Here is a 22,273-nt window from a genome sequence, read left to right on the forward strand (position 1 = left end):
CGGGGTCATGCGCAGGCCGATCGATCGATTGGCCATATCCGGCTTCGAGCGTGCAGAGGGCCACTCGGAGCCGCCCATGGACGGTCATGGGGCAGGATTGCAGGACGCTCGTATGGCCACCGTGCCGACAGACCCGAGCCTCCCGTTGTCTTGCCCGTGGCTGCCCGAGAAAGGAAGCCAGAAGAAAGGGCACCCGCGCACGCTGAAACGGCGCGGCCCTTCCTCATACAAAGGACAAGACATGTTCAATCAGCACAAAGTGGAAATCGAATGGGGCGGTCGCCCGCTCATCCTCGAAACCGGCAAGATCGCCCGTCAGGCTGACGGCGCTGTGCTCGCCACCTACGGCGAGACCAAGGTTCTGGCCACCGTCGTTTCGATGAAGGAGCCCAAGCCTGGCCTCGATTTCTTTCCGCTGACCGTCAACTACCAGGAAAAGACCTATGCCGCCGGCAAGATCCCGGGCGGCTATTTCAAGCGGGAAGGCCGTCCGAGCGAAAAGGAAACGCTGGTTTCGCGCCTCATCGACCGCCCGATCCGTCCGCTCTTCGCCGACGGCTACAAGAACGACACGCAGATCGTCGTCACGGTCGTCCAGCATGACCTCGAGAATGATCCGGACATCCTGTCGATCGTAGCCACCTCGGCCGCTCTGACCCTGTCGGGCGTTCCCTTCATGGGCCCGGTCGGCGGTGCGCGCGTCGGCTACATCAACGGCGAATACGTCCTCAACCCGCACATCGACGAAATGCAGGAATCCAAGCTCGACCTCGTCGTCGCCGGCACCGCCGACGCCGTGCTGATGGTTGAGTCGGAAGCCAAGGAACTTGGCGAAGAGCTGATGCTCGGCGCTGTCATGTTCGGCCACAAGGGCTTCCAGCCCGTCATCGACGCCATCATCAAGCTGGCCGAAGTTGCCGCCAAGGAGCCACGCGACTTCACCGCGCCGGATTATTCCGCGCTCGAAGCCGAGATGCTGAAGATCGTCGGCGACGAGCTTCGTGAGGCTTACAAGATTACCGACAAGCAGCAGCGCTATGCCGCCGTCGACGCCGTCAAGGCGAAGGTCAAGGCAGCCTTTGCTCCGGCCGAAGGCGAAGAGGCCAAGTACACCTCCGAGCAGATCGGCTCGGTGTTCAAGGAACTGCAGGCCAAGGTCGTGCGCTGGAACATCCTCGACACCGGCTCGCGCATCGATGGCCGCGACCTGAAGACGGTCCGCAAGATCGTTTCCGAAGTCGGCGTCCTGCCGCGCACCCATGGTTCGGCGCTGTTCACCCGTGGCGAGACCCAGGCGCTGGTCGTTGCCACGCTCGGCACCGGCGAAGACGAGCAGTATGTCGATTCGCTGACCGGCATGTACAAGGAGAAGTTCCTCCTTCACTACAACTTCCCTCCCTATTCCGTCGGTGAGACCGGCCGCATGGGTTCGCCGGGCCGCCGCGAAATCGGCCACGGCAAGCTCGCCTGGCGCGCCATCCGTCCGATGCTGCCGAGCGCTGACCAGTTCCCCTACACGCTGCGCGTCGTCTCGGAGATCACCGAGTCCAACGGCTCGTCCTCGATGGCCACCGTCTGTGGCACCTCGCTGGCGCTGATGGATGCCGGCGTGCCGCTGGCCAAGCCGGTTGCCGGTATCGCCATGGGCCTGATCAAGGAAGGCGAGCGCTTCGCCGTGCTTTCCGACATCCTGGGCGACGAGGATCACCTCGGCGACATGGACTTCAAGGTCGCCGGCACCGCCAACGGCATCACCTCGCTGCAGATGGACATCAAGATCGAGGGCATCACCGAGGAGATCATGAAGATCGCGCTGGATCAGGCCAAGGACGGCCGCCAGCATATCCTCGGCGAAATGGCTCATGCCCTGACTGGCGCCCGCCCCGAACTCGGCGAATTCGCGCCGCGCATCGAGGTCATGCACATCCCGACCGACAAGATCCGCGACGTCATCGGTTCGGGCGGCAAAGTCATCCGCGAGATCGTCGAGAAGACCGGCGCCAAGATCAACATCGAGGACGACGGCACGGTGAAGATCGCTTCTTCGAACGCCAAGGAGATCGAAGCGGCGAAGAAGTGGATCCACACCATCGTCGCCGAGCCGGAAGTCGGCGAAATCTACGAAGGCACGGTCGTCAAGACCGCCGACTTCGGCGCCTTCGTCAACTTCTTCGGTCCGCGTGATGGCCTCGTCCACATCTCGCAGCTCGCCAACGAGCGCGTCGCCAAGACCTCCGACGTCGTCAAGGAAGGCGACAAGGTCTGGGTCAAGCTGATGGGCTTCGACGAGCGCGGCAAGGTCCGCCTGTCGATGAAGGTCGTCGACCAGGCCACCGGCAAGGAAATCGTGCGCGACAAGAAGGCCGAAGGCGAAGAAGACGCCGCCTGAGCGATCTGACGGAAAAATCGAAGCGGGCGCGGCTTATGTCGCGCCCGTTTTCGTTTGGAGCGGTTCCAGGAAAGTATGAGGCGCTTTCCCTTGGGAATTGCGTAAGACTCTGGGAGCACTTCCATGTCCGCTGAAGCGCTGAAGACACTTTTCCATCCCTTCGAGGCCGAGGCTCTTGCCTTGCCGCGAAAGGGCGAGCGCATCCTCTTCCTCGGCGCCGAGCCCGGCCTGCGCGTGCCGTCGGGTTTCGAGGCCACGCTGCATCTCGTACTGGGCTTCCGGCCATATTTCCGTGCATTGCAGGCAGCGGGCTTTTCCGTCACGCCGCAAACCGAGGGGGACGGATTTGATGCCGCCCTGGTGCTCGCGGGCCGTCACCGCGGCCAGAACGAACTGCGTATCGCCGAGGCCCTCAAGCGCGTGGCGCCAGGCGGGCTTGTCGTCGTCGCCGGCGGCAAGGACGACGGCATTGCTAGCCTTCGCAAGCGCGTCGACGAGCTCGTGCCGCTCGACGGCCATATGCCGAAATATCACGGCATCGCCTTCTGGCTGCGCCGCCCTGTGGATATGCAGGCCGCAGCCACGCTTCGCGCCGCCAATCCCGCTTTGCTGATCGAGGAGCGGTTCCACACCGCACCTGGTATGTTCTCCTTCGATCGCGTCGATGCGGGTTCGAAACTGCTGGTCGACAATTTGCCCAATGACCTGCGCGGCAATGCGGCCGATTTCTGTGCTGGTTGGGGTTATGTCGCGGCTGAGATGGCTGCCCGCTCGTCAGGCCTGTCGGGTCTCGATCTCTATGAGGCCGATTTCGATGCGCTGGAGGCGGCCAAGGGCAACTTGGCCAACACAGTGGCGCAAGGCTTCTTCTGGATGGATCTGCTCGCCGAGCCTGTCGAGCGCCGTTACGACGTCGTCGCCATGAACCCGCCCTTTCATCGCAGCCGTGCTGCGGAGCCGGAGATCGGCGCCGGCATGATCCGCGCGGCGGCCAAGGCGTTGAAGCCCGGTGGCAGGCTGTTCATGGTCGCCAACCGGCAGCTTCCCTACGAGCCCGTGCTGTCGGCCGCCTTTGCCAGCCACGCGGAGCTTGCCCGCGACGGCATGTTCAAGGTGTTTTCCGCTCGGCGCTGACTTGCTCAATGCAGGTTGGCGACGCGCCGGAACTCGTCGGTGGCGTGCTCGTCGCCAAGCCTGAACTGGAGCGGCGCCGGCCGGCCGAACAAATAACCCTGCACCACCTCGCACCCGGCCGCCCGCAACAGCGTCGCCTGGCTCTCGGTCTCGACGCCTTCGGCGATGATGCTGACGCCGAGCGCGCGCGAAAGCCCGACAATGGTCGAGACGACAGCGCCGGAGCTGGAATCGGTATCGATGCGGCTGACGAAGGAACGGTCGATCTTCAGCTTGCCGAATGAGAAGTCGATGAGATAGCTGAGGTTCGAATAACCGGTGCCGAAATCGTCGACGGCAACGGAGATGCCCATTTCGGCAAGCTCTTTCAGGATAGCGGCCGCGCGGTCGCGGTCCTGCATCATCGCCGTCTCGGTGACTTCCAGCTCAAGCCGCGAGGGCTTGATGCCGGTGGCCCGCATGGTGTCGCGCACGATGCCGACGAAGTCCTTGGTCATGAACTGGACCGGCGAGATGTTGACGGCGACGAAACAGTCGTCCGGCAGATGACGGGCATCGCTGCAGGCCTTGCGCAGAACCCATTCGCCGATCGGGTGGATCATCCCGGTTTCCTCGGCGATCTGGATGAACTCCAAGGGTGGGATCATGCCGCGTTCGGGATGGTTCCAGCGGATCAGCGCCTCGTAGCCGATGATGCGGCCGGTCGGCAGGTCGAGCTGTGGCTGATAGTGCAGGTCGAAGTCTCCGCGCTCGAAAGCGGTGTGCAGTTCGGATTCGACCCATTGACGATGATCGGCGACACGCCCCATCTCGCTGTTGAACACCGACCAGTTGCCGACCCCGCCGGCGCGCGCATTCTGCAGCGCCAGGTTGGAGCGGCGCAGGATAAGGACCGGATCGACGCCATCCTTGGGCATGGCCACGATACCCACCGACAGGCTCACCGATTGCTGATGGGTGCTCAGTTCATAGGGCTCCATCATTTCGTCGATGAGCCTTTCGACCATGCTTTCCATCGTTCCCTGGATCTGATGATCCGCAAGCAGCACCGCGAACTCGCCGGCGCCGATACGCCCGACCAGGGCGCGTGCGGGCACGCAGGTCTGCAGCCGCTTGGTGAAGGCGCGGATCAACTCGTCGCCCTGCGTATAGCCGATCGCGTCGTTGATCTGCTTGAACCGGTCGATGTCGATGTCGATCAGGAACACCGGTTCTCCGGTCCGGCTTGTCGCGCATGCCGCCTCGGCGACCTTGCCGACCATCGCCGGGCGCGCCAGTAGTCCGGTCAGCTTGTCGAAATGGGTTTCGTTGAAGACGAAATCCGCCGATTCATCGACGCCGGCGAAGAACGACATGGCCGCCACCGACGCCGCCAGCGCGCAAAGCGCAGCCATGATCGCGACCATCATGTCCATCGATATGCCGGCAAACCCATCGCCGAGGCCGTGCTTCAGGCCCCAGATGCCGAGGACAAAACTGCCAATGCCCGAACTCGCTATCGTGAGCAGTCGGAACACCGGTGTTCGCTTCGGGTTGCTGACGGCAGTCATTCAAAGGTCCCCAGATTGCGGGACTCTATAGCGGAAATCCCCTTAAAATGAGTTTCCGCGAATGTATCCAATTTTACTGGAGAAGATTATTTTCTTTACTGGAAAGAGAGCCATTTCTCCAAACGGTTGCCCAAAGCGTGGCGCCTTGATCCGTAAGGGCCGGTTAGCCATCCGTCTGCTTCAACTCGTCGAGCGTCGGCATGGAGACGATGTGATAGCCGGAATCGACATAGTGGATTTCGCCGGTGACGCCCGAGGCAAGGTCGGACAGCAAATAGAGCGCGGAGCCGCCGACCTCGTCGATGGTCACCGTGCGGCGCAGCGGCGAGTTGCGCTGCTGGTACGAGAACATGTGACGGGCGTCCGAAATGCCGGCGCCGGCGAGCGTGCGTACCGGGCCCGCCGAGATGCCGTTCACCCGGATGCCACGCGGACCGTAGTCGTTGGCAAGGTAGCGCACGCTGGCCTCGAGGCCGGCCTTGGCGACGCCCATGACATTGTAGTTCGGCATGACGCGCACCGAACCGGCATAGGTCAGCGTGATCATCGAGCCGCCTTCCGTCATCAGGGCCGCGGCGTTGCGCGCCACTTCGGTGAAGGAGTAGCAGGAGATCACCATGGTGCGGACGAAATTGTCCCGGCTGGTGTCGGCGTAGAGGCCCTTCAACTCATTCTTGTCGGAAAAGCCGATGGCGTGGACGACGAAGTCCAGTCCGCCCCATTCCTTGCCGAGCGTCTCGAACGTGGCGGCGACCGAAGCGCTGTCCTCGACATCGCAGGGAACGACCAGCGAGGCGCCGAGCTTGTCGGCGAGCGGCTTGACCCGGCGGCCGAAGGCGTCGCCCTGATAGGTGAACGCGAGCTCCGCCCCATGTTCGGACAATTTCTTGGCGATGCCCCAGGCGATCGAATGATCGTTGGCGACACCCATGACAAGCCCGCGCTTGCCCTTCATCAATCCGTCCATGGCAGGCAATCCTTTTAGAAAACCGCTGGCCTTATGCGGCATAGCGCTGGAAAATCAGCGTTGCGTTGGTGCCACCGAAACCGAAGGAATTTGACAGGACGGTATCGATCTTGGCGTTGTCGATGCGCTTGCGCACGATCGGCATGCCCTCGAATTCGGGGTCGAGGGTCTCGATATGGGCGCTTTCGCCGATGAAGCCGCCGTGCATCATCAGGATCGAATAGATGGATTCCTGAACGCCGGCCGCGCCCAGCGAATGGCCGGTCAGCGACTTCGTCGATGTGATGAACGGCATTTTTTCGCCGAACACCTCGCGGATGGCGCCCATTTCCTTGGAATCCCCCACCGGCGTCGAGGTGCCGTGGGTGTTGATGTAGTCGATCGGCGTGGACACCGTCGCCAGCGCCTGGCGCATGCAGCGGACCGCGCCTTCGCCGGAGGGTGCCACCATGTCGAAACCGTCCGAGGTCGCGCCGTAGCCGACGATCTCGGCGTAGATCTTGGCGCCGCGCGCCTTGGCATGCTCCAGTTCTTCCAGCACCAGCACGCCGGCGCCGCCGGCGATGACGAAGCCGTCGCGATTGACGTCATAGGCTCGGGAAGCGGCCGAGGCCCTGTCGTTGAACTTGGACGACATGGCGCCCATGGCGTCGAACAGGTCCGACATCGTCCAGTCGAGATCCTCGTGGCCGCCGGCAAAGACCATGTCCTGCTTGCCCCACTGGATCAGCTCGTAGCCATTGCCGATGCAATGCGCCGAGGTCGAGCAGGCCGACGAGATCGAGTAGTTGACGCCGTGGATCTTGAACCAGGTGGCCAGCGTTGCCGACGCGGTCGACGACATCGCCTTCGGCACCGCGAAGGGGCCGATGCGCTTGGGGCTGCCGTTCTTCAGCGTGGTCTCGGCCGCCTCGACGATGGTGCGGGTGGAGGGGCCGCCCGAGCCCATGACGATACCGGTGCGCTCATTGGTGATGTCGCTTTCGCCGAGGCCCGCATCGGCGATCGCCTGGTCCATGGCGACGTGGTTCCAGGCAGCTCCTTGGCTCAGGAAGCGCATCGCGCGGCGATCGATCATGGCCGAGGGGTCGAGTGTCGGTGCGCCCCAGACCTGGCAGCGGAAGCCGTGCTCGGCAAAGGAATCGGAAAAGCTGATGCCGGATCTGGCGTCATGCAGCGAGGTCTGCACCTCGTTGGCATTGTTGCCGATCGACGACACGATGCCGAGGCCTGTGACTACGACACGTCTCATTCGCAACTCCTTCCAGGGATGCTGGCCAGTGGGTCGGCCAAGGGTGCGGTCAACCGACCGCCGACTGCTTGGACAGACCGACCTTCAGGTCCGTCGCCGCATATATGGGCTCGCCATCCGCCTTCATCCAGCCATCGGCGATGCCCAGCACCAACCGGCCGCGCATGACACGCTTGAAATCCACGCCATACTCGACCTTCTTGACCGATGGCGTGACCATGCCCTTGAACTTGACCTCACCGGTCGACAGCGCCATTCCCTTGCCGGGTTCGCCGAGCCAGCCAAGGTAGAAGCCGGTCAACTGCCATAAGGCGTCCAGGCCGAGGCACCCTGGCATGATCGGATTGCCGATAAAATGGCAGGCAAAGAACCACAGGTCCGGCTTGATATCGAACTCCGCACGGATAAAGCCCTTGTCGAAGGCGCCGCCGGTCTCGCTGATCTCGGTGATACGGTCGAACATCAGCATCGGCGGGTAGGGCAGCTGGGCATTGCCCTCTCCGAACAGCTCGCCGCGGGCGCAGGCCAGCAATTCTTCGTAGTCGTAGCTGGATTTACCCGGCATCAATCTCGTCCCCATATCGTCCGGGCGGTAGCGCGCCCTTGTCGTTGGTGTCCTAACACAATCTGTTTCAGGCCGGAAACCGGCGTTTGCGCTTAACCCGCCAGTCTGCCCGGGTCAATGCGCGCTATTGATCGCATTCGGACGACCGAATATATGTCAACAGGGGTCCGGTTTCGGCAGGCATTCATTTTTTTGCCATTCTGGGCGTGTCTTGAAGCGGGACTGTTGGCTTGGAAGACCAGATGGACCGGGGCTGCCGGAAGGAAAATGTCGCTGTGGACAAGCGGGTACGTGAGGCCGGCCTGAGGCCGACACGGCAGCGCATTGCGCTGGCCGACCTGCTTTTCGCCAAGGGCGATCGCCATCTCTCGGCCGAGGAACTGCACGAGGAGGCGCTGGCCGCCGGCGTGCCGGTGTCGCTGGCCACGGTCTACAACGCGCTCCACCAGTTCACCCAGGCGGGGCTGCTGCGCATCCTCGCCGTCGAGGGCGCCAAGACCTATTTCGACACCAACACCTCCGACCACCATCATTTCTACATCGAAGGCGAAAACCGGATTTTCGACATCGCCAACGGTCCGGTGACGGTCACCAACCTGCCGGATCCGCCCGAGGGCATGGAAATCGCCAATGTCGACATCGTGGTGAGGCTGCGCCCCAAGCGCCAGGAATGACCGGTGAGGCCAGAACAATCGGTGCGGCCGGCAGTGATCTGTCAGGCCAGAATAATCCGTCAGGCCAGAGTAATCTGCCAGGGATGAAGCCCCTCGACCTGATAATCCGCCTCGAATGGGCTGTCGTGGCGGCCGTTGCGATCGTCTTCTACGCTTGGTCAGGCGTTTCCTGGTGGCTCTTCGGATTGCTCATCCTGGCGCCGGACCTGTCAATGTTCGGGTATCTCGGCGGGCCGCGCACCGGCGCCATCGCCTACAACGCCCTGCACATCCTCATCGTACCGGTGCTGCTGCTGCTCGTCGGGTACCTGTCCGGTCATGCGGTCGCGATCGCGGTCGCACTGATCTGGATCGCCCACATCGCCATCGACCGCGCACTGGGCTACGGCCTGAAACTGCCAACCGGTTTTCAGGACACCCACCTCGGCCGCATCGGGCGCAAGCGGGACGGGCTCAGTCCTTGACCCGCTCGCCGGGATAGGCGCCCCAGACCGCGGCCTGGGCGAGCCAGCCGGTGTGGCCGTCGAGCGTCATTTCGCACCACTGTCCGTCGCAGGACTTGATCGTGCCCATGACGCCCGGCTCGACGATCGCCACCACACGGGCATCCTTGTCGGGACTTTTCATAAGGTTGATCTGGGCACCCTTGCCGCGCTGCCAGGGCGCGATGATCGCCGTGCGCCGGCCTGACAGCAGCGACTGGTTGATCCAGCCCTCCGAGCCATCGGCGTCGCGCACGCGGCGCCACGTGTCGAATTCCTGGACGACCTCCATCGGCAGGCCGGCCTTCATATACATCCAGTCAACCGAGTAGTTGGCGCCGGGGCCGACGCGCGAATTGACGCGGCCCGACTTCAGGCTGACGAATCGCGGCAGCGGCAGGCCGCTCGGCCCGAGCGTGACGGCGCTCTGGGCGGGCGCGGCCGCGCCCTGCGCCACGGCAAGCGGGGAATAGAGGAGAGCGCCGAGAAATGCTGCGCTGATGGCCAGGCGAAGCGACGCGAAACCAGACACTTTCGTTCCTTTCGGCGCCGGCCCGGTGGCCTTGGCGCCCCTTTTTCTTTGTCTTCGGCGGCACCGCTTGTTACATGGGTAAATCGGCTACCGCGACCGGCTTTCAGTTTCGCCGGTCTTGGTTAAAGAGGTCTCAACGAGGGAAACAATGGTAGGCAAAAAGAAGCCTCTCGTGGTCATCACGCGAAAGCTGCCCGACCCTGTCGAGACCCGCATGCGCGAGCTGTTCGACGCCAGGCTGAATGTCGAGGACAGGCCGATGACGCAGCCCGAGCTGGTCGCCGCGGTCAAGGAAGCCGACGTGCTGGTGCCGACGGTGACCGACCAGATCGACGCGGCGCTGATCGCCCAGGCCGGCGACAACCTCAAGCTGATCGCCAATTTCGGCAACGGCGTCGACAAGATCGACGTGGCCGCGGCCGCCAAGAGGGGCATCACCGTCACCAACACGCCCAATGTGCTGACCGAAGACACCGCCGACATGACCATGGCGCTGATGCTGGCGGTGCCGCGCCGGCTCGCGGAGGGCGCCAATGTGCTCACCGGCGACAAGAAATGGGCCGGCTGGTCGCCGACCTGGATGCTTGGCCGGCGCATCTGGGGCAAGCGGCTGGGCATCGTCGGCATGGGCCGCATCGGCACGGCCGTCGCGCGCCGGGCCAAGGCTTTCGGCCTGTCCATCCACTATCACAACCGCCATCGTGTTTTGCCGGCGGTCGAGGACGGGCTGGAGGCGACCTATTGGGAGAGCCTCGACCAGATGCTGGCCCGCATGGACATCATCTCCGTCAATTGTCCGTCGACACCAGCGACCTTCCATCTTCTGTCGGCACGTCGCTTGGCGCTGCTGCAGCCGACGGCCTATGTCGTCAACACCGCGCGCGGCGACATCATCGACGAGGAAGCGCTGGTCAAGCTGATCCAGGACGGCAAGATCGCCGGCGCCGGCCTCGACGTCTACGAGCATGAGCCGGCGCTCAATGCCAAGCTGCTCAAGCTTGCTGCCCGGCACAAGGTCGTGCTTTTGCCGCATATGGGTTCGGCGACGCTCGAGGGCCGCATCGACATGGGCGAGAAGGTCATCATCAACATCCGGGCCTTCGTTGACGGTCACCGCCCGCCCGACCGCGTGCTGCCGCTCAGAACCTGACGGTGTCGCGGCGCCGCGCTCCCTGTTCTTCAAATGCAAGCCAAGGCTTACGAAAGGGCCTTGCGCATGGTGATCGATGTCGGCTTGGCGTAGCCCTCATGCGCCGTCCGCCCGGTCTCGTGAAAGCCGAGGCGGGCAAAGGCGGCGTGATTGGCGGTAAGCTCGATGCGCGTCTGCAGTTCCAGCGCCGCCTTGCCGCGATCGAGCGCGAGACGTTCGACCGACTTCATCAGTCGCCGGCCGATGCCTTGCCCCTGGCAGTCCGGGGCGACGGCGAGCTTGCCGACGTAAAGATCGTCGGCCCTTTCCTCAGCGAAGACGCAGCCGACGATCCTGTCGCCATCGATGGCCACGAACCCGGTCTCCCGCCGGGCCTTGTCGCGCAGTGTGTCGATGGTGAGCAGGTGAGCCGAGGACGGAGGGTCGATGACGCCGTCCATGAAGGCGAAGGCACGCATGATCAAGGCAAGCACCTCGTCCCAGCGGCCGAAATCGGCCGGAATGCGGTCGATGGAGAAGGGCATGGTCCGCTCCAAGATCAGCGCCTGGCGTAGCGGATCGTCTCAAAGCGCGCGGCGAGCGCGTCGTAGAGCAGCAGTCGGCCGACCAGCGGCTCGCCAATGCCGGTGATCAGCTTGATCGCCTCCATCGCCTGCAGCGTGCCGACGACGCCGGTGAGCGCACCAAGCACCCCGGCCTCGGCGCAGGACGGCACCAGGCCTGGCGGTGGCGCTTCGGGAAAGAGATCGCGATAGCCCGGGTTAGGCCTGCCATCCTTGCCGACCTCGAAAGGCTTCAGCACCGTCACCGACCCATCGAAGCGGCCAACGGCGGCATGCACCAGGGGTTTCCGCGCGCTCGCACAGGCGTCGGCCACCGTATAACGGGTCTCGAAATTGTCGGAACCGTCGACCACGATGTCATAGCGGGTGACGAGGGCAGGGGCGTTGTCGGCGCTCAGCCGGAACGTGTGCGTCTCGACCGCGGTGTTGGGATTGATGCGGGCGATTGCCGCCCTGGCGCTGTCGGTTTTCAGTTTACCGACCGTATCGGTGTCGTGGATGACCTGACGCTGCAGATTGGAGAGCGACACGGTGTCGTCGTCGACAATGCCGAGCGTGCCGACGCCGGCCGCCGCAAGGTATTCGAGCACCGGCGCGCCCAGCCCGCCGGCGCCGATCACCAGGACGCGCGCTTGCTTGAGTTTCTGTTGGCCCGCACCGCCGACCTCCGGCAGCACGATGTGGCGGGCATAGCGTTCGATCTCGTCGGCGGTGAGCGCAGTGGTCATGTCAGGACAATACAGCGGCCGAAAAACCTTGTCAGGCGTCTTCGGTTGGCCCAACCGTGCCATGGTCGACGGTCAGGAATTGCGCACGCCCCCTGAGGCTGGAGAACAGCGCGGCATCGGTTCCCGTCATGAAGGCCTGGCAGTTCAACTCCTCGAGGATCGAGAACAGTGCCGCCCGCCGCCCTCCGTCGAGATGGGCGGCGATCTCATCCAGCAGCAGGATCGGCGTCATGCCGGACATCTCGCCGGTCAGTCGTGCGTGCGAGAGCACGATACCGACCAGCAAGGCCTTCTGCTCGCCGGTCGAACAAAGCTCGGCCGGCATCGCCTTGGGCCGGTGCCGCACCAGGAGATCGGAACGGTGCGGGCCTTCGAGCGTTCGTCCCGCGGCACGATCGCGATCACGTCCACCGGCGAGCGCGCGGCGGAACCGCTCCTCGACATCGACCGCCGGCGCGCTGGAAACCTCGGCTTCCAGATCGCCCGAAAGGCTGATGTCGGCCTGCGGGAACGGCCCCGTGTCGGGCAGCCTGTCGATCATGGCGGCGAGCAGGCGCACCAGTTCGGCGCGCGCCGCCGCAATGGCGACGCCGGTTTCGGCCATCTGCGTCTCGATCGCCTCGAACCAGCGATCGTCGCGAGATCCATCCGTAAGCAGGCGATTACGGCCGCGCATGGCCTTTTCGTAGTCGAGCGCACGCTGGCCGTGGCCGGGATCGATCGCCAGAACCAGCCGGTCGAGAAAGCGCCGGCGATCCGCGGCCGGTCCGGTGAACAGCGCATCCATGGCCGGCGTCAGCCACACCACGCGCAGCCATTCCAGCATGTCTTCGGCCGATCGGGCGGTCGCGCCGTTGATGCGAACGCGCCTGCCGCCTTCGCCCTCGCCGACGGAAACGCCCGTGCCGATCTCGACCCGGCCGTCGGGCCCATCGAGCCGGGCATGCAGCGCAAAGCCGCCATCGCCGCCTTCGCGCGCGACATCGGCGTAAAGGGCACGGCGCAAGCCACGCCCGGGCGTCAGAAAGGAAATCGCTTCGAGCAGGTTGGTTTTGCCGGCGCCATTGTCGCCGGAAAACACGACTGCGCCCGGGGCGAGATCGATCGCCAGCGCCGCATAGTTGCGGAAATTAGTAAGTGTAAGCTTACTTATATGCGTCTGTGCCGGCAACCGCTATCCGCCTGTAGAAGTGCCGCAATCATTGTTCTTGCCGCCGGTCCTGTCGCAGCGCCGGATCGATGATGCAGCGCCGACTACACCCGCATCGGCATCAGCACGTAAAGCGCGGTCTCGTCGGCCATGTCGTGGATCAGGGTCGGCGAGCCGGCATCGGCCAGCATGAATTTGGCTTCCGTGCCGGTCAGCTGCGCGGCGACATCGAGCAGATATTTGGCGTTGAAGCCGATCTCGATCGGGTCGGACGAGTAATCGGCAGCCAGTTCCTCGGTGGCGCTGCCGGAATCCGGGTTGTTGACCGCAAGCGTCACCTGGCCTTCGCTGATCGAAAGCTTCACCGCGCGGCCGCGTTCGGAGGAAATGGTCGAGACGCGATCGACCGCAGCGGCAAAGCTCTGGCGGTCGAGGATCAGCTTCTTGTCGTTGCCCGTCGGAATGACCCGCTGATAATCGGGGAAGGTGCCGTCGATCAGCTTCGAGGTCAGGACCACGCTGCCGATGGTGAAGCGGATCTTGGTATCGGATAGTTCGGTGGTCACGGCGACATCCGGATCGTCGACCAGTTTCTGCAGCTCGCTCACCGTCTTGCGCGGAATGATGATGCCCGGCATGCCTTCGGAACCTGCTGGCGCGTCGATTTCGGCGCGCGCCAGGCGGTGGCCGTCGGTCGCCACCGAGCGCAGCTTCAGCTTGCCGCCGACTTCATGCGTGTGCAGGTAGATGCCGTTGAGATAATAGCGCGTCTCCTCGGTGGAAATGGCGAACTGCGTCTTCTCGATCAGCCCCTTCAGGGCAACCGAGTCGAGCCGGAAGATATGCGAGAACGATCCGGCCGAAAGTTCGGGGAAATCGGATTGCGGCAGGCACTGCAGGCGGAAGCTCGAGCGGCCCGACGTCACCGTCATGGCGTTGCCGTCCTCGTCCGTTTTCAGCATCACCTCGGCGCCGTCCGAAAGCTTGCGCACGATGTCGTAGAGCAGATGCGCGGGGACCGTCGTCGCCCCACCACGCTCCACCTTGGCTGGCGTTGCTTCCGTCACCTCCAGGTCGAGGTCGGTGGCCTTCATTTCCAGGCTGGCGCCTTCGGCGCTGAGCAGCACATTGGACAGGATCGGTATCGTGTTGCGCCGTTCGACCACACGGTGGACGTGGTTGAGCGACTTCAGGAGATTTGACCGTTCCAGGATAACACGCATGACGAAACAGGCTCGCTTGAAAGGATGAGCGGGTCTCCGGCTGGCGGCGCCCCGCGAAAGGTCTGAACAGGCTCAGAATCTGCGTAAACTGACAGGAAAAAGCTAGCAAACGCAAGCCCGCGACACCGGTTCGGGCCGGCTGCGCGGGCTTTCTGGGGATAAACGCCGCGAAGACCTCCTGCCGGTGTGCTGATTCCGGAATCTGGATCGTCGCCGGTCGATGCCGCGAGCCCATTCCGGACCGACAGCTGGGCAGGCAAGCCGTTGAATTCTAACGCAGTTCCGGCTTGCCTGTTCCGGGCCCGATCAGGCCTGATCGTTGATCAGCCGTCGCAGCAGCTCGAGTTCCTGTGCCAGCGTGTTGTCATTGCCGGAAAGGTCTTCGATCTTGCGCACGGCGTGCAGCACGGTGGTGTGGTCGCGGCCGCCGAAGCGCCGTCCGATTTCCGGCAGTGAGCGGGGCGTCATCACCTTCGACAGGTACATCGCGACCTGCCGTGGCTTGACGATGGTGCGCGTGCGCCGGTTGGAAAGCAATTCGGTCTTCGACACATTGTAGTGGCGCGCCACGATGCGCTGGATGTCCTCGATGCGGACCCGCTTCGGCTCGCCGGTGCGATAGATGTGGCCGAGGATCTCATCGATGCGGTCGATGGTGATCTGCGGCTCGAACGACTGCCGGAACAGCAGCTGATTGAAGGCGCCCTCCAGTTCGCGTCCGCTGCCGGTCACGGTGCGGGCGACGTGATTGAGGATCTCTTCGGAAATATCGAGCGATGCGTCGTCGACCCTGGCCGTGGCCAGGCGCAGCTTGAGCATGCCGAGGCGCATGGCGAAATCGGGCGCCGACATTTCAAGCGCGACGCCGCCATTGAGACGCGAGCGGACGCGCGGCTCCAGCGATTCCAGCTCCGACGGCGGCCGGTCGGCAGCGACAACGACCTGCTTGGCGCTGTCGAGCAGCATGTTGATCAAATGGCAGAATTCATGCTGGATCGACTTGCCCTGCAGGAACTGCATGTCGTCGATGATCAGGAGGTCGATGTCGCGCAGCTGCTCCTTGAGCGTCAGCGCGTTGTTGTCGCGGATCGCCGTGGCGAAGCGCCACATGAAATATTCCGCGGTGAGATAGACGACGCGGGCCTTCGGGTTTTGCTTCAGCGATTCCGCCGCGATGGCCTGCAGCAGGTGGGTCTTGCCGAGCCCGACGGTCGCATGCAGGAATAGTGGATTGAAGCGCACGGCGCTCGACTGCGATTCCGCCACGGCCTTGGCGGCGGCGAACGCCACCCGGTTCGACGGCCCCTCGATGAAGGAGCCGAACGTGTAGCGCGGATCAAGCGGCGACCCCAGAACATTATGGCGGAACTCGCTCTCGACCGCCGCACCCGGGCGCGGTACCGGGGGCCGTTCGACCCTGCCGGGGCTTACGGTGCCGGCGGCCAGCGCCGTCTGCGTCTGCCGTGTCATCTTGCGCGCCGGCGCCAATTCCGGTTCGACATGGCTGCGCCCCTGACGAGTGGCCGTGCGCACCACGATCTCGATCTTGAGGAGATCGGCATCCTCCTGCTTCCACAGTTCGGAGATGAGGTCGAGGTAATGGCCATTGATCCACGAGCGCAGGAACGCGGTGGGGACCGAGATGCGGACAATGCCCTTGGACGCTTCCGCGACCTTCATGCGGCCGAACCAGCTCGAATAGACTTCAGCTCCCAGACGCGCCTTCAACTGGGTCTTGACCCGGTCGAACTTCTGTTCCGCGTCGCTGGAGACCGCCATCTCGTTTGCTCCGATCAAAGTTCCAGGAAATGGGAGGTCGCCCGTAAGCTCCCTTTCGATGCCGCTCTGCATGATCGAGTTCCTTGTCTTTCTGTACCTGTTTTCCGCCGGGGACGCGCCTCCTGCATCCTTGTTCCAGCGACTGTGTCTTCGCTACGATGCCCGTTGCCGCCGCCGGCAATGAACGTCGCCACAATCCGTGGGGAACCGGTGCCGGCCCATGGAAGCCAGTCCGCGTTGGGTATGTCAGGGCAATACAACATCGTCCGGCGAAAAACGCCGGCGCGCTGTCAACCTGCCATGTCTCGTTACGCCAGTCCCCTACCGTATCGAAAAGAGCAAACCAAAGCCGTCCGCGGAATTGATCCGCGTCGCAAATCCCGCCAATTTAAGCTGGCCGCGTCAGGCTGGGTTAAGGGCCAGAGGCCCGTCCCCTTCGATGGATGGACATTACCGAAATCGCTGTGGATAGGGCAAGGCCACGTCTAACGGATTTTTAAGGAATCTGGTTACCTCCGGCGCCTTCGGGCGCCATACCGCAGCGGCGTATTTTGACAAAGCCATTGTGATTCAAACCCTTTTCCGGCGAATATGAAAAAGCCGGGCCGATACGAAATATTCTGAAATAATTCGCTTGACAGCCAGTTGTCCTCCCGTCCCTTTGGAGCGCTGTGGACATGCTGTGGATGACCATTGCTAACTGTCTGAAAAATATTGCTTATTTCTGACAGTCAAGGATTTCCTGGGCGACGCTTTTTAAGCGTGACAACCATCGGCGGGCATGTATGTGCCGGCAAAGCATTTGGAAGCTTGGAAGCCGCCCTAGGCGCCGTTTCCGAGCATTCTTTTTAAGTACTTGCCGGCAAACGAAAAAAACCCGGCGCGATCGGCCGGGTTTTAGACAAGCTAGTCTGTATAGCGATGTTAGGCCGACAGCACCTTGAGCCGTGCGGCCAGGCGCGACACCTTGCGGGACGCTGTGTTCTTGTGGATGACGCCCTTGGTTGCGGCACGCATCAATTCCGGCTCGGCGGCCTTGAAGGCGGCCTGCGCGGCTGCCTTGTCACCGGAGGCGAGCGCCTCTTCGACCTGGCGGACATAGGTGCGCACGCGCGAGCGGCGGTTCTTGTTGATCGCCGCGCGGCGGGCGATCTTGCGCGTTGCCTTTTTGGCCGAGGATGTGTTGGCCATGATGCCTCTCTTCTGATCTGGTCGGCGCACGCGGTATGCCGCAGGGCGCAAAAAACAAACGGGCAGCCACAGGGCCGCCTCGGTTGGTGCGGCTTATAGTTCAGCTTTTCCGGCGCGTCAACGCTGCCTGGCGTTCTTTTTGGCCGACGCCACAGGGTTTCGATCGCGGGCCGGCAAGGCTCTACCGATTGGCGAAATTCGGCTTCCGCTTTTCGGCGAAGGCCGCCATGCCTTCCTTCTGGTCTTCGAGCGCGAAAAGCGAATGGAACAGACGACGTTCGAACCGCAATCCCTCGGCCAGCGTCGTCTCATAGGAACGGTTGACGGCTTCCTTCGCCATCATCACCGACGGCAGCGAGAAGTCGGCGATCTTGGCGGCCGCCTTGACCGCCTCCTCGACAAGCTCGGCGGCGGGCACGACCCGCGACACCAGACCTGAGCGCTCGGCTTCCGCCGCATCCATCATCCGTCCGGTCAGGCACATGTCCATTGCCTTCGACTTGCCGACAAACCGGGTCAGGCGTTGCGACCCGCCCATGCCGGGAATGACGCCGAGCGTGATTTCGGGCTGACCGAATTTGGCCGTGTCGGCGGCAATGATGAAGTCGCACATCATTGCCAGTTCGCATCCGCCGCCGAGCGCATAGCCGGCCACCGCGGCGATAACGGGTTTGCGCACCCGCGTCAGGTCTTCCCAGCCGCCGAACAGGTCCTGCAGATAGGCGTCCGCAAAGGAGATTGCCTGCATTTCCTTGATGTCGGCGCCGGCGGCAAAGGCCTTGTCGGAACCTGTAATGACCACGGCGCCGATGCCGGCGTCGGCATCGAAGTCCTTCACGGCCGCGACCAGTTCGGCCAGAAGCTGAAGGTTCAGCGCATTGAGCGCCTTTGGCCGGTTCAGAGTGACCAGTCCGACCTTGCCGCGCGTCTCGGTGATGATCGTTTCATAGGCCATGGCTGCTTCTCCTCGCTCCACCCCGGTCTAACTCAGCTCTGACACGTCCGGCAATAGAAGGTCGAGCGTCCGCTCTGCACGACGCGCTCGATATGGCCGCCGCAGCCGGGCTTCGGGCAGGGCTCGCCCTCACGGTCGTAGACGGCGAAGGAATGCTGGAAATAGCCGAGCGATCCATCGGTGTGCATGTAGTCGCGCAGCGAAGACCCGCCGGCGGCGATGGCATCCGATATGACCGAGCGGATCGCCTCGGCGAGGCGTTCGCTTTGTTGTCTGGCCTTCTTGCCCGGCTTGGCGATGGTGCCCGCCTCGCGCAAGGGCGACAGGCCGGCGCGCCAAAGCGCCTCCGAGACATAAATATTGCCAAGTCCCGCGATCAGCTTCTGGTCAAGAAGTGCTGCCTTCAGCGGCGATCCGCGGCCTTGCAGCAACGAGGCCAGCAGCGCGCCGTCCAGCCTGTTGCCCGTTGGCTCGACGCCCAGCCCGGCCAGCATCGGATGCGTCTCCGGCGATCCTTCCGCAAACAGCATGAAGCCGAAGCGGCGCGGGTCGTTGAAGATCACGCGCGACCGGGCGCCGTCGGCACCGACCACATCGAACACCACATGGTCGTGTGCCGTGCTTTTCGAGCGCTCGTGGTGGAACACGCCGGGTGTCTCACCGTCGTCGTCGGTCTCGACGCGAAAGGAGCCCGACATGCCGAGATGGCAGATCAGCACGGGGCCGTCCTGCACATGCATGGTCAGATATTTGGCCCGGCGGCCGAGTGCAGTGATGGTCCTGCCCGTCAGCCTTTCCGAAAACCGTTCGGGAAAGGGAAACCGGAGGTCTGGCCGACGCGCCTCGACCCCGGTCAGACGGGCGCCTTCCAGGACCGGCTGCAGGCCACGCCGGACCGTTTCGACTTCGGGCAATTCAGGCATGGCCGCCAATCATCGCATGGAAAGAAGTGCCGTAGCGGCCGGGCACCAGCCCGAGGTGTTCGGCGACGGTTTCGCCGATATCGGCGAATGTCGTTCTCAATCCGATGTCGCCACCTGCCAGATCCGGTCCCATGCCGATCACCGGGATGCGTTCACGCGTGTGATCGGTCCCTCGCCAGGTCGGATCGTTGCCGTGGTCGGCCGTCAGGATGAGAAGGTCGCCCTGCCGCAGCTTGGCGAATGCTTCCGGCAGCCGTCGGTCGAAGGCCTCGAGCGCGGCGGCATAGCCGGCGACGTCGCGGCGGTGGCCGAATTCGGTGTCGAAATCGACGAAATTGGCGAAAACGAGATCGCCGTCGCCGGCATCGTCCATCGCACCGAGCGCCTTGTCGAACATGGCCATGTTGCCGGCGGCCTTGCGCACTTCCGAAATCCCGCGATGGGCGAAGATGTCACCGATCTTGCCGACGGCGATAACGCGGCTTCCCCGCGCCGTCAGCCGGTCAAGCAAGGTTGGCTCCGGCGGTGGCACGGCATAGTCATGGCGATTGTAGGTCCGCTGGAAGGTGGCGGCGGTCTCGCCGACGAACGGCCGTGCGATCACGCGCCCGATTCTGAGCGGATCAACCAGCCGGCGCACCACCTGACAGAATTCATAAAGCCGATCCAACCCGAAATGAACTTCATGCGCGGCGATCTGCAGGACCGAGTCGACCGAAGTGTAACAGATCGGCTTGCCGGTACGGATGTGTTCCTCGCCGAACCGTTCGATGATCTCGGTGCCCGGCGCATGGCAGTTGCCGAGAATACCTGGCACCTCGCCCTCGCGGATCATCGCCGCGGTCAGATCAGCCGGAAAGGCCGGAACCGTATCCGGGAAGTAACCCCAGTCGAAACGCACCGGCAGCCCGGCGATCTCCCAGTGGCCGGAGGGCGTGTCCTTGCCGCTCGAAACTTCCTGCGCCGCGCCATGGAAGGCGTTGGCGACCAGATCCGTCCCGAAATGGGCAAAACCCAACCCTGTCGCCGTCTCCGCTGCCTTGCCAAGCCCGAGCGACGCCATGTGCGGGACAAACAGCGGCCCTTGCCGAAGCCGCTCGCGATCCGCGCGCCCTTCGGCGCAAGCTTCGGCAATGTGCGCAAACGTGTTGGCGCCGGCGTCGCCATAGCGTTCGGCGTCGGTCGCACCGCCGATGCCGAAAGAGTCCAGGACGAAGAGGAAAGCGCGCGCCATCGGTCATTGTTGCCAGTTTGGACGCCCAGACATAGGGTTCCAAGACGGCATTGGCAATTCGGAAACCAAACGGCAACGGCTTGGCGCGACAGTCCAGTCTATGTCGACCGAAAGTGTGCAGCGGTTTTGGGACTACGGCATGGACAAACCAAGAGGGCATGCCGGCCACAAGTGCGCGCGGGTTTGGGGCAACGACGACAGACACAATCCGAGATGGAAAGCACGACGCACGGGCTTGGGCATGGATCGAAGGAAACGCAGGACGGTCTTGTCATGAGCGCCGCGCTGAAGACATATGCTGCCCTCGTGGTCATGCACGGCGCGCTCTGCTGTGGTCCGGCGCGGGCGGACTGGCGCGATGATATCGGCACATTCCGCATTGGCATCGTCGCCGAGCCCGGCGCCGGCAACACTGTTCCGGGGCTGGCGCTGTTGACGCAATCCTTTACCAACGCGCTTGGCATGAAGGTGGAGTTTGTCGTCGCGCGCGACTACGCGGCGCTGATCGAGGCGCAGGCCAACGCCCGGATCGAGTACGCCATCTATTCGGCGACGGCCTACGCGACGGCGCTGCAGCGTTGCGGATGTATCGAACCGCTGGTGGCTCCGGTCGATTCCGATGGTGCGGCCGGCATCCGCTCCGTGCTGTTGACCCGGGACGGCAAGCTGTCTGGCCTGGCGGCGATGGAGACGCACCGGATCGCCATGCCGCCGCCGGACAGCGTCGGGGGCTCGCTTTTGCCGCTGATGGAGCTGGCCGCCGAACACGCTGAGATCGCCGAGGATGCCCCGTTTTTGATCCGTGCCGATACGGCGTCCGCGGCGGAAACCATGCTTGTCGACGGCCATGCCGACGCCACGTTCGGCTGGGTGAGGGCGGCGGCCGACGGCCAGCCGCTGCTATCCGGCGGCACGCAGGCCAGGCTCGAAGCGGCCGGCCTTTCGCCGTCGGCTCTCCAGGTGGTGTGGATGTCGAGCCTGCTGAGATACGGTCCCCATGCCGTGCGCAGCGATCTCGACCCGGAAGCCAGGCGCCGGCTGACCGTATTCCTCACCAACCTCAAATCGACGACGCCGGATGTCTACGATCTCCTGGAATCGAAGCACTCCGGCGGCTTTCTGACCGTGGCCCCAAAAGACTATGCGACGGCGCAAGCCATCGTGCGCCTGGTGTCGGCCGATGGCGGCCGGCAGTAAAAGGCTTCAGCAATCGCCGCAGGGGATGGTCAGGCTTCTGCGCGGACGCAGGTAGTAGGTCTCGCCCATCGGGATCGTGGTGGTAAGGGATTGGGTCAATCCGAGCTTCTGCTGGGTGTCCGTCGTCCAGCCGATGATCGGTGTATAGGCCAGATTGCTCTCGACGCGGATGAGGAAGGTTCCGGCGACCCTGAGCGTTGCCGGAACCGTCGTGGTCGTGCCCGCGGCGGCACCGACGCCGTAGACGCCACCCGCCACCTTGCGCGACCACACCACTTTCACCAGCGGCGTTGCGTCGGTCGTGACCTGTATTGCCGTGATCGTGATGTTCGGCGTCGATCGGTTGTAGGGCTGAATGGTCGAAGTGCCGATTTTCATGATGGCGTCGAGATCCGTCTTGACGATGGTCGGCTGCTGCGTGACGAGATCGGCAACCATGCTGCCGATGCGGCTGACCTTCTTGCTGGTCTCGATGGCCTGCGAAGCCTCCATGGTCATGAAGTACAAGACCAGCAGGATCGGAACGATAAGAGCGAACTCGACCGCCGCGATGCCCTTGCGATTAGACCAGAATCCGATGGCTCTGCTCCAGGACTCCGAGATTTTCAGATGTGCCCCCGCACGCATCATGGCAT

21 protein-coding genes are annotated in these 22,273 nt (G+C 63.6%); 6 read left to right on the top strand and 15 right to left on the bottom strand.

What is annotated here, in order from left to right:
• Positions 1–241 precede the first annotated feature (241 nt).
• Entirely contained in the window at positions 242–2,389 is a 2,148-nt protein-coding gene (pnp, locus tag CK228_RS06510) for a polyribonucleotide nucleotidyltransferase (protein ID WP_095771830.1), read from the top strand.
• A 123-nt stretch (positions 2,390–2,512) separates the two neighbouring features.
• Positions 2,513–3,523 (top strand): class I SAM-dependent methyltransferase, encoded by a 1,011-nt coding sequence (locus CK228_RS06515; RefSeq protein WP_095771831.1) that lies wholly within the window; start codon positions 2,513–2,515, stop codon positions 3,521–3,523.
• Between the two features lie 5 nt (positions 3,524–3,528).
• Here the strand turns inward: CK228_RS06515 and CK228_RS06520 are convergent, their stop codons facing one another.
• The 4 genes from CK228_RS06520 to fabA all read right to left on the bottom strand — a co-directional run bounded on the left by CK228_RS06520 (position 3,529) and on the right by fabA (position 7,857).
• Positions 3,529–5,073, bottom strand: coding sequence for a bifunctional diguanylate cyclase/phosphodiesterase (locus CK228_RS06520; RefSeq protein WP_095787282.1), 1,545 nt, complete (start codon positions 5,071–5,073; stop codon positions 3,529–3,531).
• 163 nt (positions 5,074–5,236) lie between these two features.
• Positions 5,237–6,040, bottom strand: a complete 804-nt coding sequence (fabI, locus tag CK228_RS06525) for an enoyl-ACP reductase FabI (RefSeq protein WP_010913330.1) — start codon at positions 6,038–6,040, stop codon at positions 5,237–5,239.
• A 31-nt stretch (positions 6,041–6,071) separates the two neighbouring features.
• Positions 6,072–7,292 (bottom strand): beta-ketoacyl-ACP synthase I, encoded by a 1,221-nt coding sequence (gene fabB, locus CK228_RS06530; RefSeq protein ID WP_095787283.1) that lies wholly within the window; start codon positions 7,290–7,292, stop codon positions 6,072–6,074.
• A 49-nt stretch (positions 7,293–7,341) separates the two neighbouring features.
• Positions 7,342–7,857, bottom strand: coding sequence for a 3-hydroxyacyl-[acyl-carrier-protein] dehydratase FabA (gene fabA, locus CK228_RS06535; protein WP_095771834.1), 516 nt, complete (start codon positions 7,855–7,857; stop codon positions 7,342–7,344).
• A gap of 242 nt (positions 7,858–8,099) precedes the next feature.
• On the opposite strand from fabA, the gene irrA reads away from it, so the two are divergent.
• Both irrA and CK228_RS06545 read left to right on the top strand, forming a co-directional pair.
• Positions 8,100–8,531, top strand: coding sequence for an iron response transcriptional regulator IrrA (gene irrA, locus CK228_RS06540; RefSeq protein ID WP_010913333.1), 432 nt, complete (start codon positions 8,100–8,102; stop codon positions 8,529–8,531).
• Positions 8,528–8,995, top strand: coding sequence for a DUF4260 domain-containing protein (locus tag CK228_RS06545; RefSeq protein ID WP_245437980.1), 468 nt, complete (start codon positions 8,528–8,530; stop codon positions 8,993–8,995). Before irrA ends, CK228_RS06545 begins: the two co-directional genes overlap by 4 nt.
• Here the strand turns inward: CK228_RS06545 and CK228_RS06550 are convergent.
• Positions 8,985–9,545, bottom strand: coding sequence for an SH3 domain-containing protein (locus CK228_RS06550; protein ID WP_095771836.1), 561 nt, complete (start codon positions 9,543–9,545; stop codon positions 8,985–8,987). The genes CK228_RS06545 and CK228_RS06550 overlap by 11 nt on opposite strands.
• A 148-nt stretch (positions 9,546–9,693) precedes the next feature.
• On the opposite strand from CK228_RS06550, the gene CK228_RS06555 reads away from it, so the two are divergent.
• Complete coding sequence (locus tag CK228_RS06555) at positions 9,694–10,695, top strand: D-glycerate dehydrogenase (RefSeq protein WP_019863085.1); 1,002 nt, start codon at positions 9,694–9,696, stop codon at positions 10,693–10,695.
• A 47-nt stretch (positions 10,696–10,742) separates the two neighbouring features.
• Here the strand turns inward: CK228_RS06555 and CK228_RS06560 are convergent, their stop codons facing one another.
• From CK228_RS06560 to CK228_RS06600, 9 genes are all read right to left on the bottom strand, one after another.
• Positions 10,743–11,219 (bottom strand): GNAT family N-acetyltransferase, encoded by a 477-nt coding sequence (locus tag CK228_RS06560; RefSeq protein WP_095787344.1) that lies wholly within the window; start codon positions 11,217–11,219, stop codon positions 10,743–10,745.
• 14 nt (positions 11,220–11,233) lie between these two features.
• A complete protein-coding gene (locus CK228_RS06565) occupies positions 11,234–11,986 on the bottom strand; it encodes a molybdopterin-synthase adenylyltransferase MoeB (protein WP_095787285.1) in 753 nt (250 codons plus the stop codon).
• A 31-nt stretch (positions 11,987–12,017) separates the two neighbouring features.
• Positions 12,018–13,157, bottom strand: a complete 1,140-nt coding sequence (gene recF / locus CK228_RS06570) for a DNA replication/repair protein RecF (RefSeq protein WP_095787286.1) — start codon at positions 13,155–13,157, stop codon at positions 12,018–12,020.
• A gap of 83 nt (positions 13,158–13,240) precedes the next feature.
• A complete protein-coding gene (gene dnaN / locus CK228_RS06575; RefSeq protein WP_010913340.1) occupies positions 13,241–14,359 on the bottom strand; it encodes a DNA polymerase III subunit beta in 1,119 nt (372 codons plus the stop codon).
• 306 nt (positions 14,360–14,665) lie between these two features.
• Positions 14,666–16,210: a chromosomal replication initiator protein DnaA gene (gene dnaA, locus CK228_RS06580; protein WP_095787287.1), complete on the bottom strand. Its 1,545-nt coding sequence runs from the start codon at positions 16,208–16,210 to the stop codon at positions 14,666–14,668.
• A gap of 852 nt (positions 16,211–17,062) precedes the next feature.
• Positions 17,063–17,329 (bottom strand): 30S ribosomal protein S20, encoded by a 267-nt coding sequence (gene rpsT / locus CK228_RS06585; RefSeq protein WP_010913342.1) that lies wholly within the window; start codon positions 17,327–17,329, stop codon positions 17,063–17,065.
• 181 nt (positions 17,330–17,510) lie between these two features.
• Complete coding sequence (locus tag CK228_RS06590) at positions 17,511–18,284, bottom strand: enoyl-CoA hydratase (protein ID WP_095787288.1); 774 nt, start codon at positions 18,282–18,284, stop codon at positions 17,511–17,513.
• Positions 18,285–18,316: 32 nt separating this feature from the next.
• Positions 18,317–19,207, bottom strand: a complete 891-nt coding sequence (mutM, locus tag CK228_RS06595; protein WP_095787345.1) for a bifunctional DNA-formamidopyrimidine glycosylase/DNA-(apurinic or apyrimidinic site) lyase — start codon at positions 19,205–19,207, stop codon at positions 18,317–18,319.
• The gene (locus tag CK228_RS06600) at positions 19,200–20,441 is read right to left on the bottom strand and encodes a phosphopentomutase (RefSeq protein ID WP_095787289.1); all 1,242 of its coding nucleotides are present in this window, start codon (positions 20,439–20,441) and stop codon (positions 19,200–19,202) included. The genes mutM and CK228_RS06600 overlap by 8 nt, the downstream gene beginning before the upstream one ends.
• Before the next feature lie 273 nt (positions 20,442–20,714).
• On the opposite strand from CK228_RS06600, the gene CK228_RS06605 reads away from it, so the two are divergent.
• On the top strand, positions 20,715–21,638 hold the full coding sequence (locus tag CK228_RS06605; RefSeq protein WP_179295828.1) for a phosphate/phosphite/phosphonate ABC transporter substrate-binding protein: 924 nt from the start codon (positions 20,715–20,717) through the stop codon (positions 21,636–21,638).
• Between the two features lie 6 nt (positions 21,639–21,644).
• Here CK228_RS06605 and CK228_RS06610 read toward each other — a convergent pair whose 3' ends face one another.
• Positions 21,645–22,268: a TadE/TadG family type IV pilus assembly protein gene (locus CK228_RS06610; protein ID WP_095771844.1), complete on the bottom strand. Its 624-nt coding sequence runs from the start codon at positions 22,266–22,268 to the stop codon at positions 21,645–21,647.
• Positions 22,269–22,273: the final 5 nt, after the last annotated feature.

Origin of the sequence: Mesorhizobium sp. WSM4312, assembly GCF_002294875.1 — a bacterium.
Classification (GTDB): Bacteria; Pseudomonadota; Alphaproteobacteria; order Rhizobiales; family Rhizobiaceae; genus Mesorhizobium.

What these genes read in the sequence shown, in the direction of transcription:
- pnp (WP_095771830.1), top strand. Translation starts at nt 242, where the DNA reads ATGTTCAATCAGCACAAAGTGGAAATCGAATGGGGCGGTCGCCCGCTC.
- CK228_RS06515 (WP_095771831.1), top strand. Translation starts at nt 2,513, where the DNA reads ATGTCCGCTGAAGCGCTGAAGACACTTTTCCATCCCTTCGAGGCCGAG.
- CK228_RS06520 (WP_095787282.1), bottom strand. Translation starts at nt 5,073, where the DNA reads ATGACTGCCGTCAGCAACCCGAAGCGAACACCGGTGTTCCGACTGCTC.
- fabI (WP_010913330.1), bottom strand. Translation starts at nt 6,040, where the DNA reads ATGGACGGATTGATGAAGGGCAAGCGCGGGCTTGTCATGGGTGTCGCC.
- fabB (WP_095787283.1), bottom strand. Translation starts at nt 7,292, where the DNA reads ATGAGACGTGTCGTAGTCACAGGCCTCGGCATCGTGTCGTCGATCGGC.
- fabA (WP_095771834.1), bottom strand. Translation starts at nt 7,857, where the DNA reads ATGCCGGGTAAATCCAGCTACGACTACGAAGAATTGCTGGCCTGCGCC.
- irrA (WP_010913333.1), top strand. Translation starts at nt 8,100, where the DNA reads ATGGACCGGGGCTGCCGGAAGGAAAATGTCGCTGTGGACAAGCGGGTA.
- CK228_RS06545 (WP_245437980.1), top strand. Translation starts at nt 8,528, where the DNA reads ATGACCGGTGAGGCCAGAACAATCGGTGCGGCCGGCAGTGATCTGTCA.
- CK228_RS06555 (WP_019863085.1), top strand. Translation starts at nt 9,694, where the DNA reads ATGGTAGGCAAAAAGAAGCCTCTCGTGGTCATCACGCGAAAGCTGCCC.
- CK228_RS06560 (WP_095787344.1), bottom strand. Translation starts at nt 11,219, where the DNA reads ATGCCCTTCTCCATCGACCGCATTCCGGCCGATTTCGGCCGCTGGGAC.
- CK228_RS06565 (WP_095787285.1), bottom strand. Translation starts at nt 11,986, where the DNA reads ATGACCACTGCGCTCACCGCCGACGAGATCGAACGCTATGCCCGCCAC.
- dnaN (WP_010913340.1), bottom strand. Translation starts at nt 14,359, where the DNA reads ATGCGTGTTATCCTGGAACGGTCAAATCTCCTGAAGTCGCTCAACCAC.
- dnaA (WP_095787287.1), bottom strand. Translation starts at nt 16,210, where the DNA reads ATGCAGAGCGGCATCGAAAGGGAGCTTACGGGCGACCTCCCATTTCCT.
- rpsT (WP_010913342.1), bottom strand. Translation starts at nt 17,329, where the DNA reads ATGGCCAACACATCCTCGGCCAAAAAGGCAACGCGCAAGATCGCCCGC.
- CK228_RS06590 (WP_095787288.1), bottom strand. Translation starts at nt 18,284, where the DNA reads ATGGCCTATGAAACGATCATCACCGAGACGCGCGGCAAGGTCGGACTG.
- mutM (WP_095787345.1), bottom strand. Translation starts at nt 19,207, where the DNA reads ATGCCTGAATTGCCCGAAGTCGAAACGGTCCGGCGTGGCCTGCAGCCG.
- CK228_RS06600 (WP_095787289.1), bottom strand. Translation starts at nt 20,441, where the DNA reads ATGGCGCGCGCTTTCCTCTTCGTCCTGGACTCTTTCGGCATCGGCGGT.
- CK228_RS06605 (WP_179295828.1), top strand. Translation starts at nt 20,715, where the DNA reads ATGAGCGCCGCGCTGAAGACATATGCTGCCCTCGTGGTCATGCACGGC.
- CK228_RS06610 (WP_095771844.1), bottom strand. Translation starts at nt 22,268, where the DNA reads ATGATGCGTGCGGGGGCACATCTGAAAATCTCGGAGTCCTGGAGCAGA.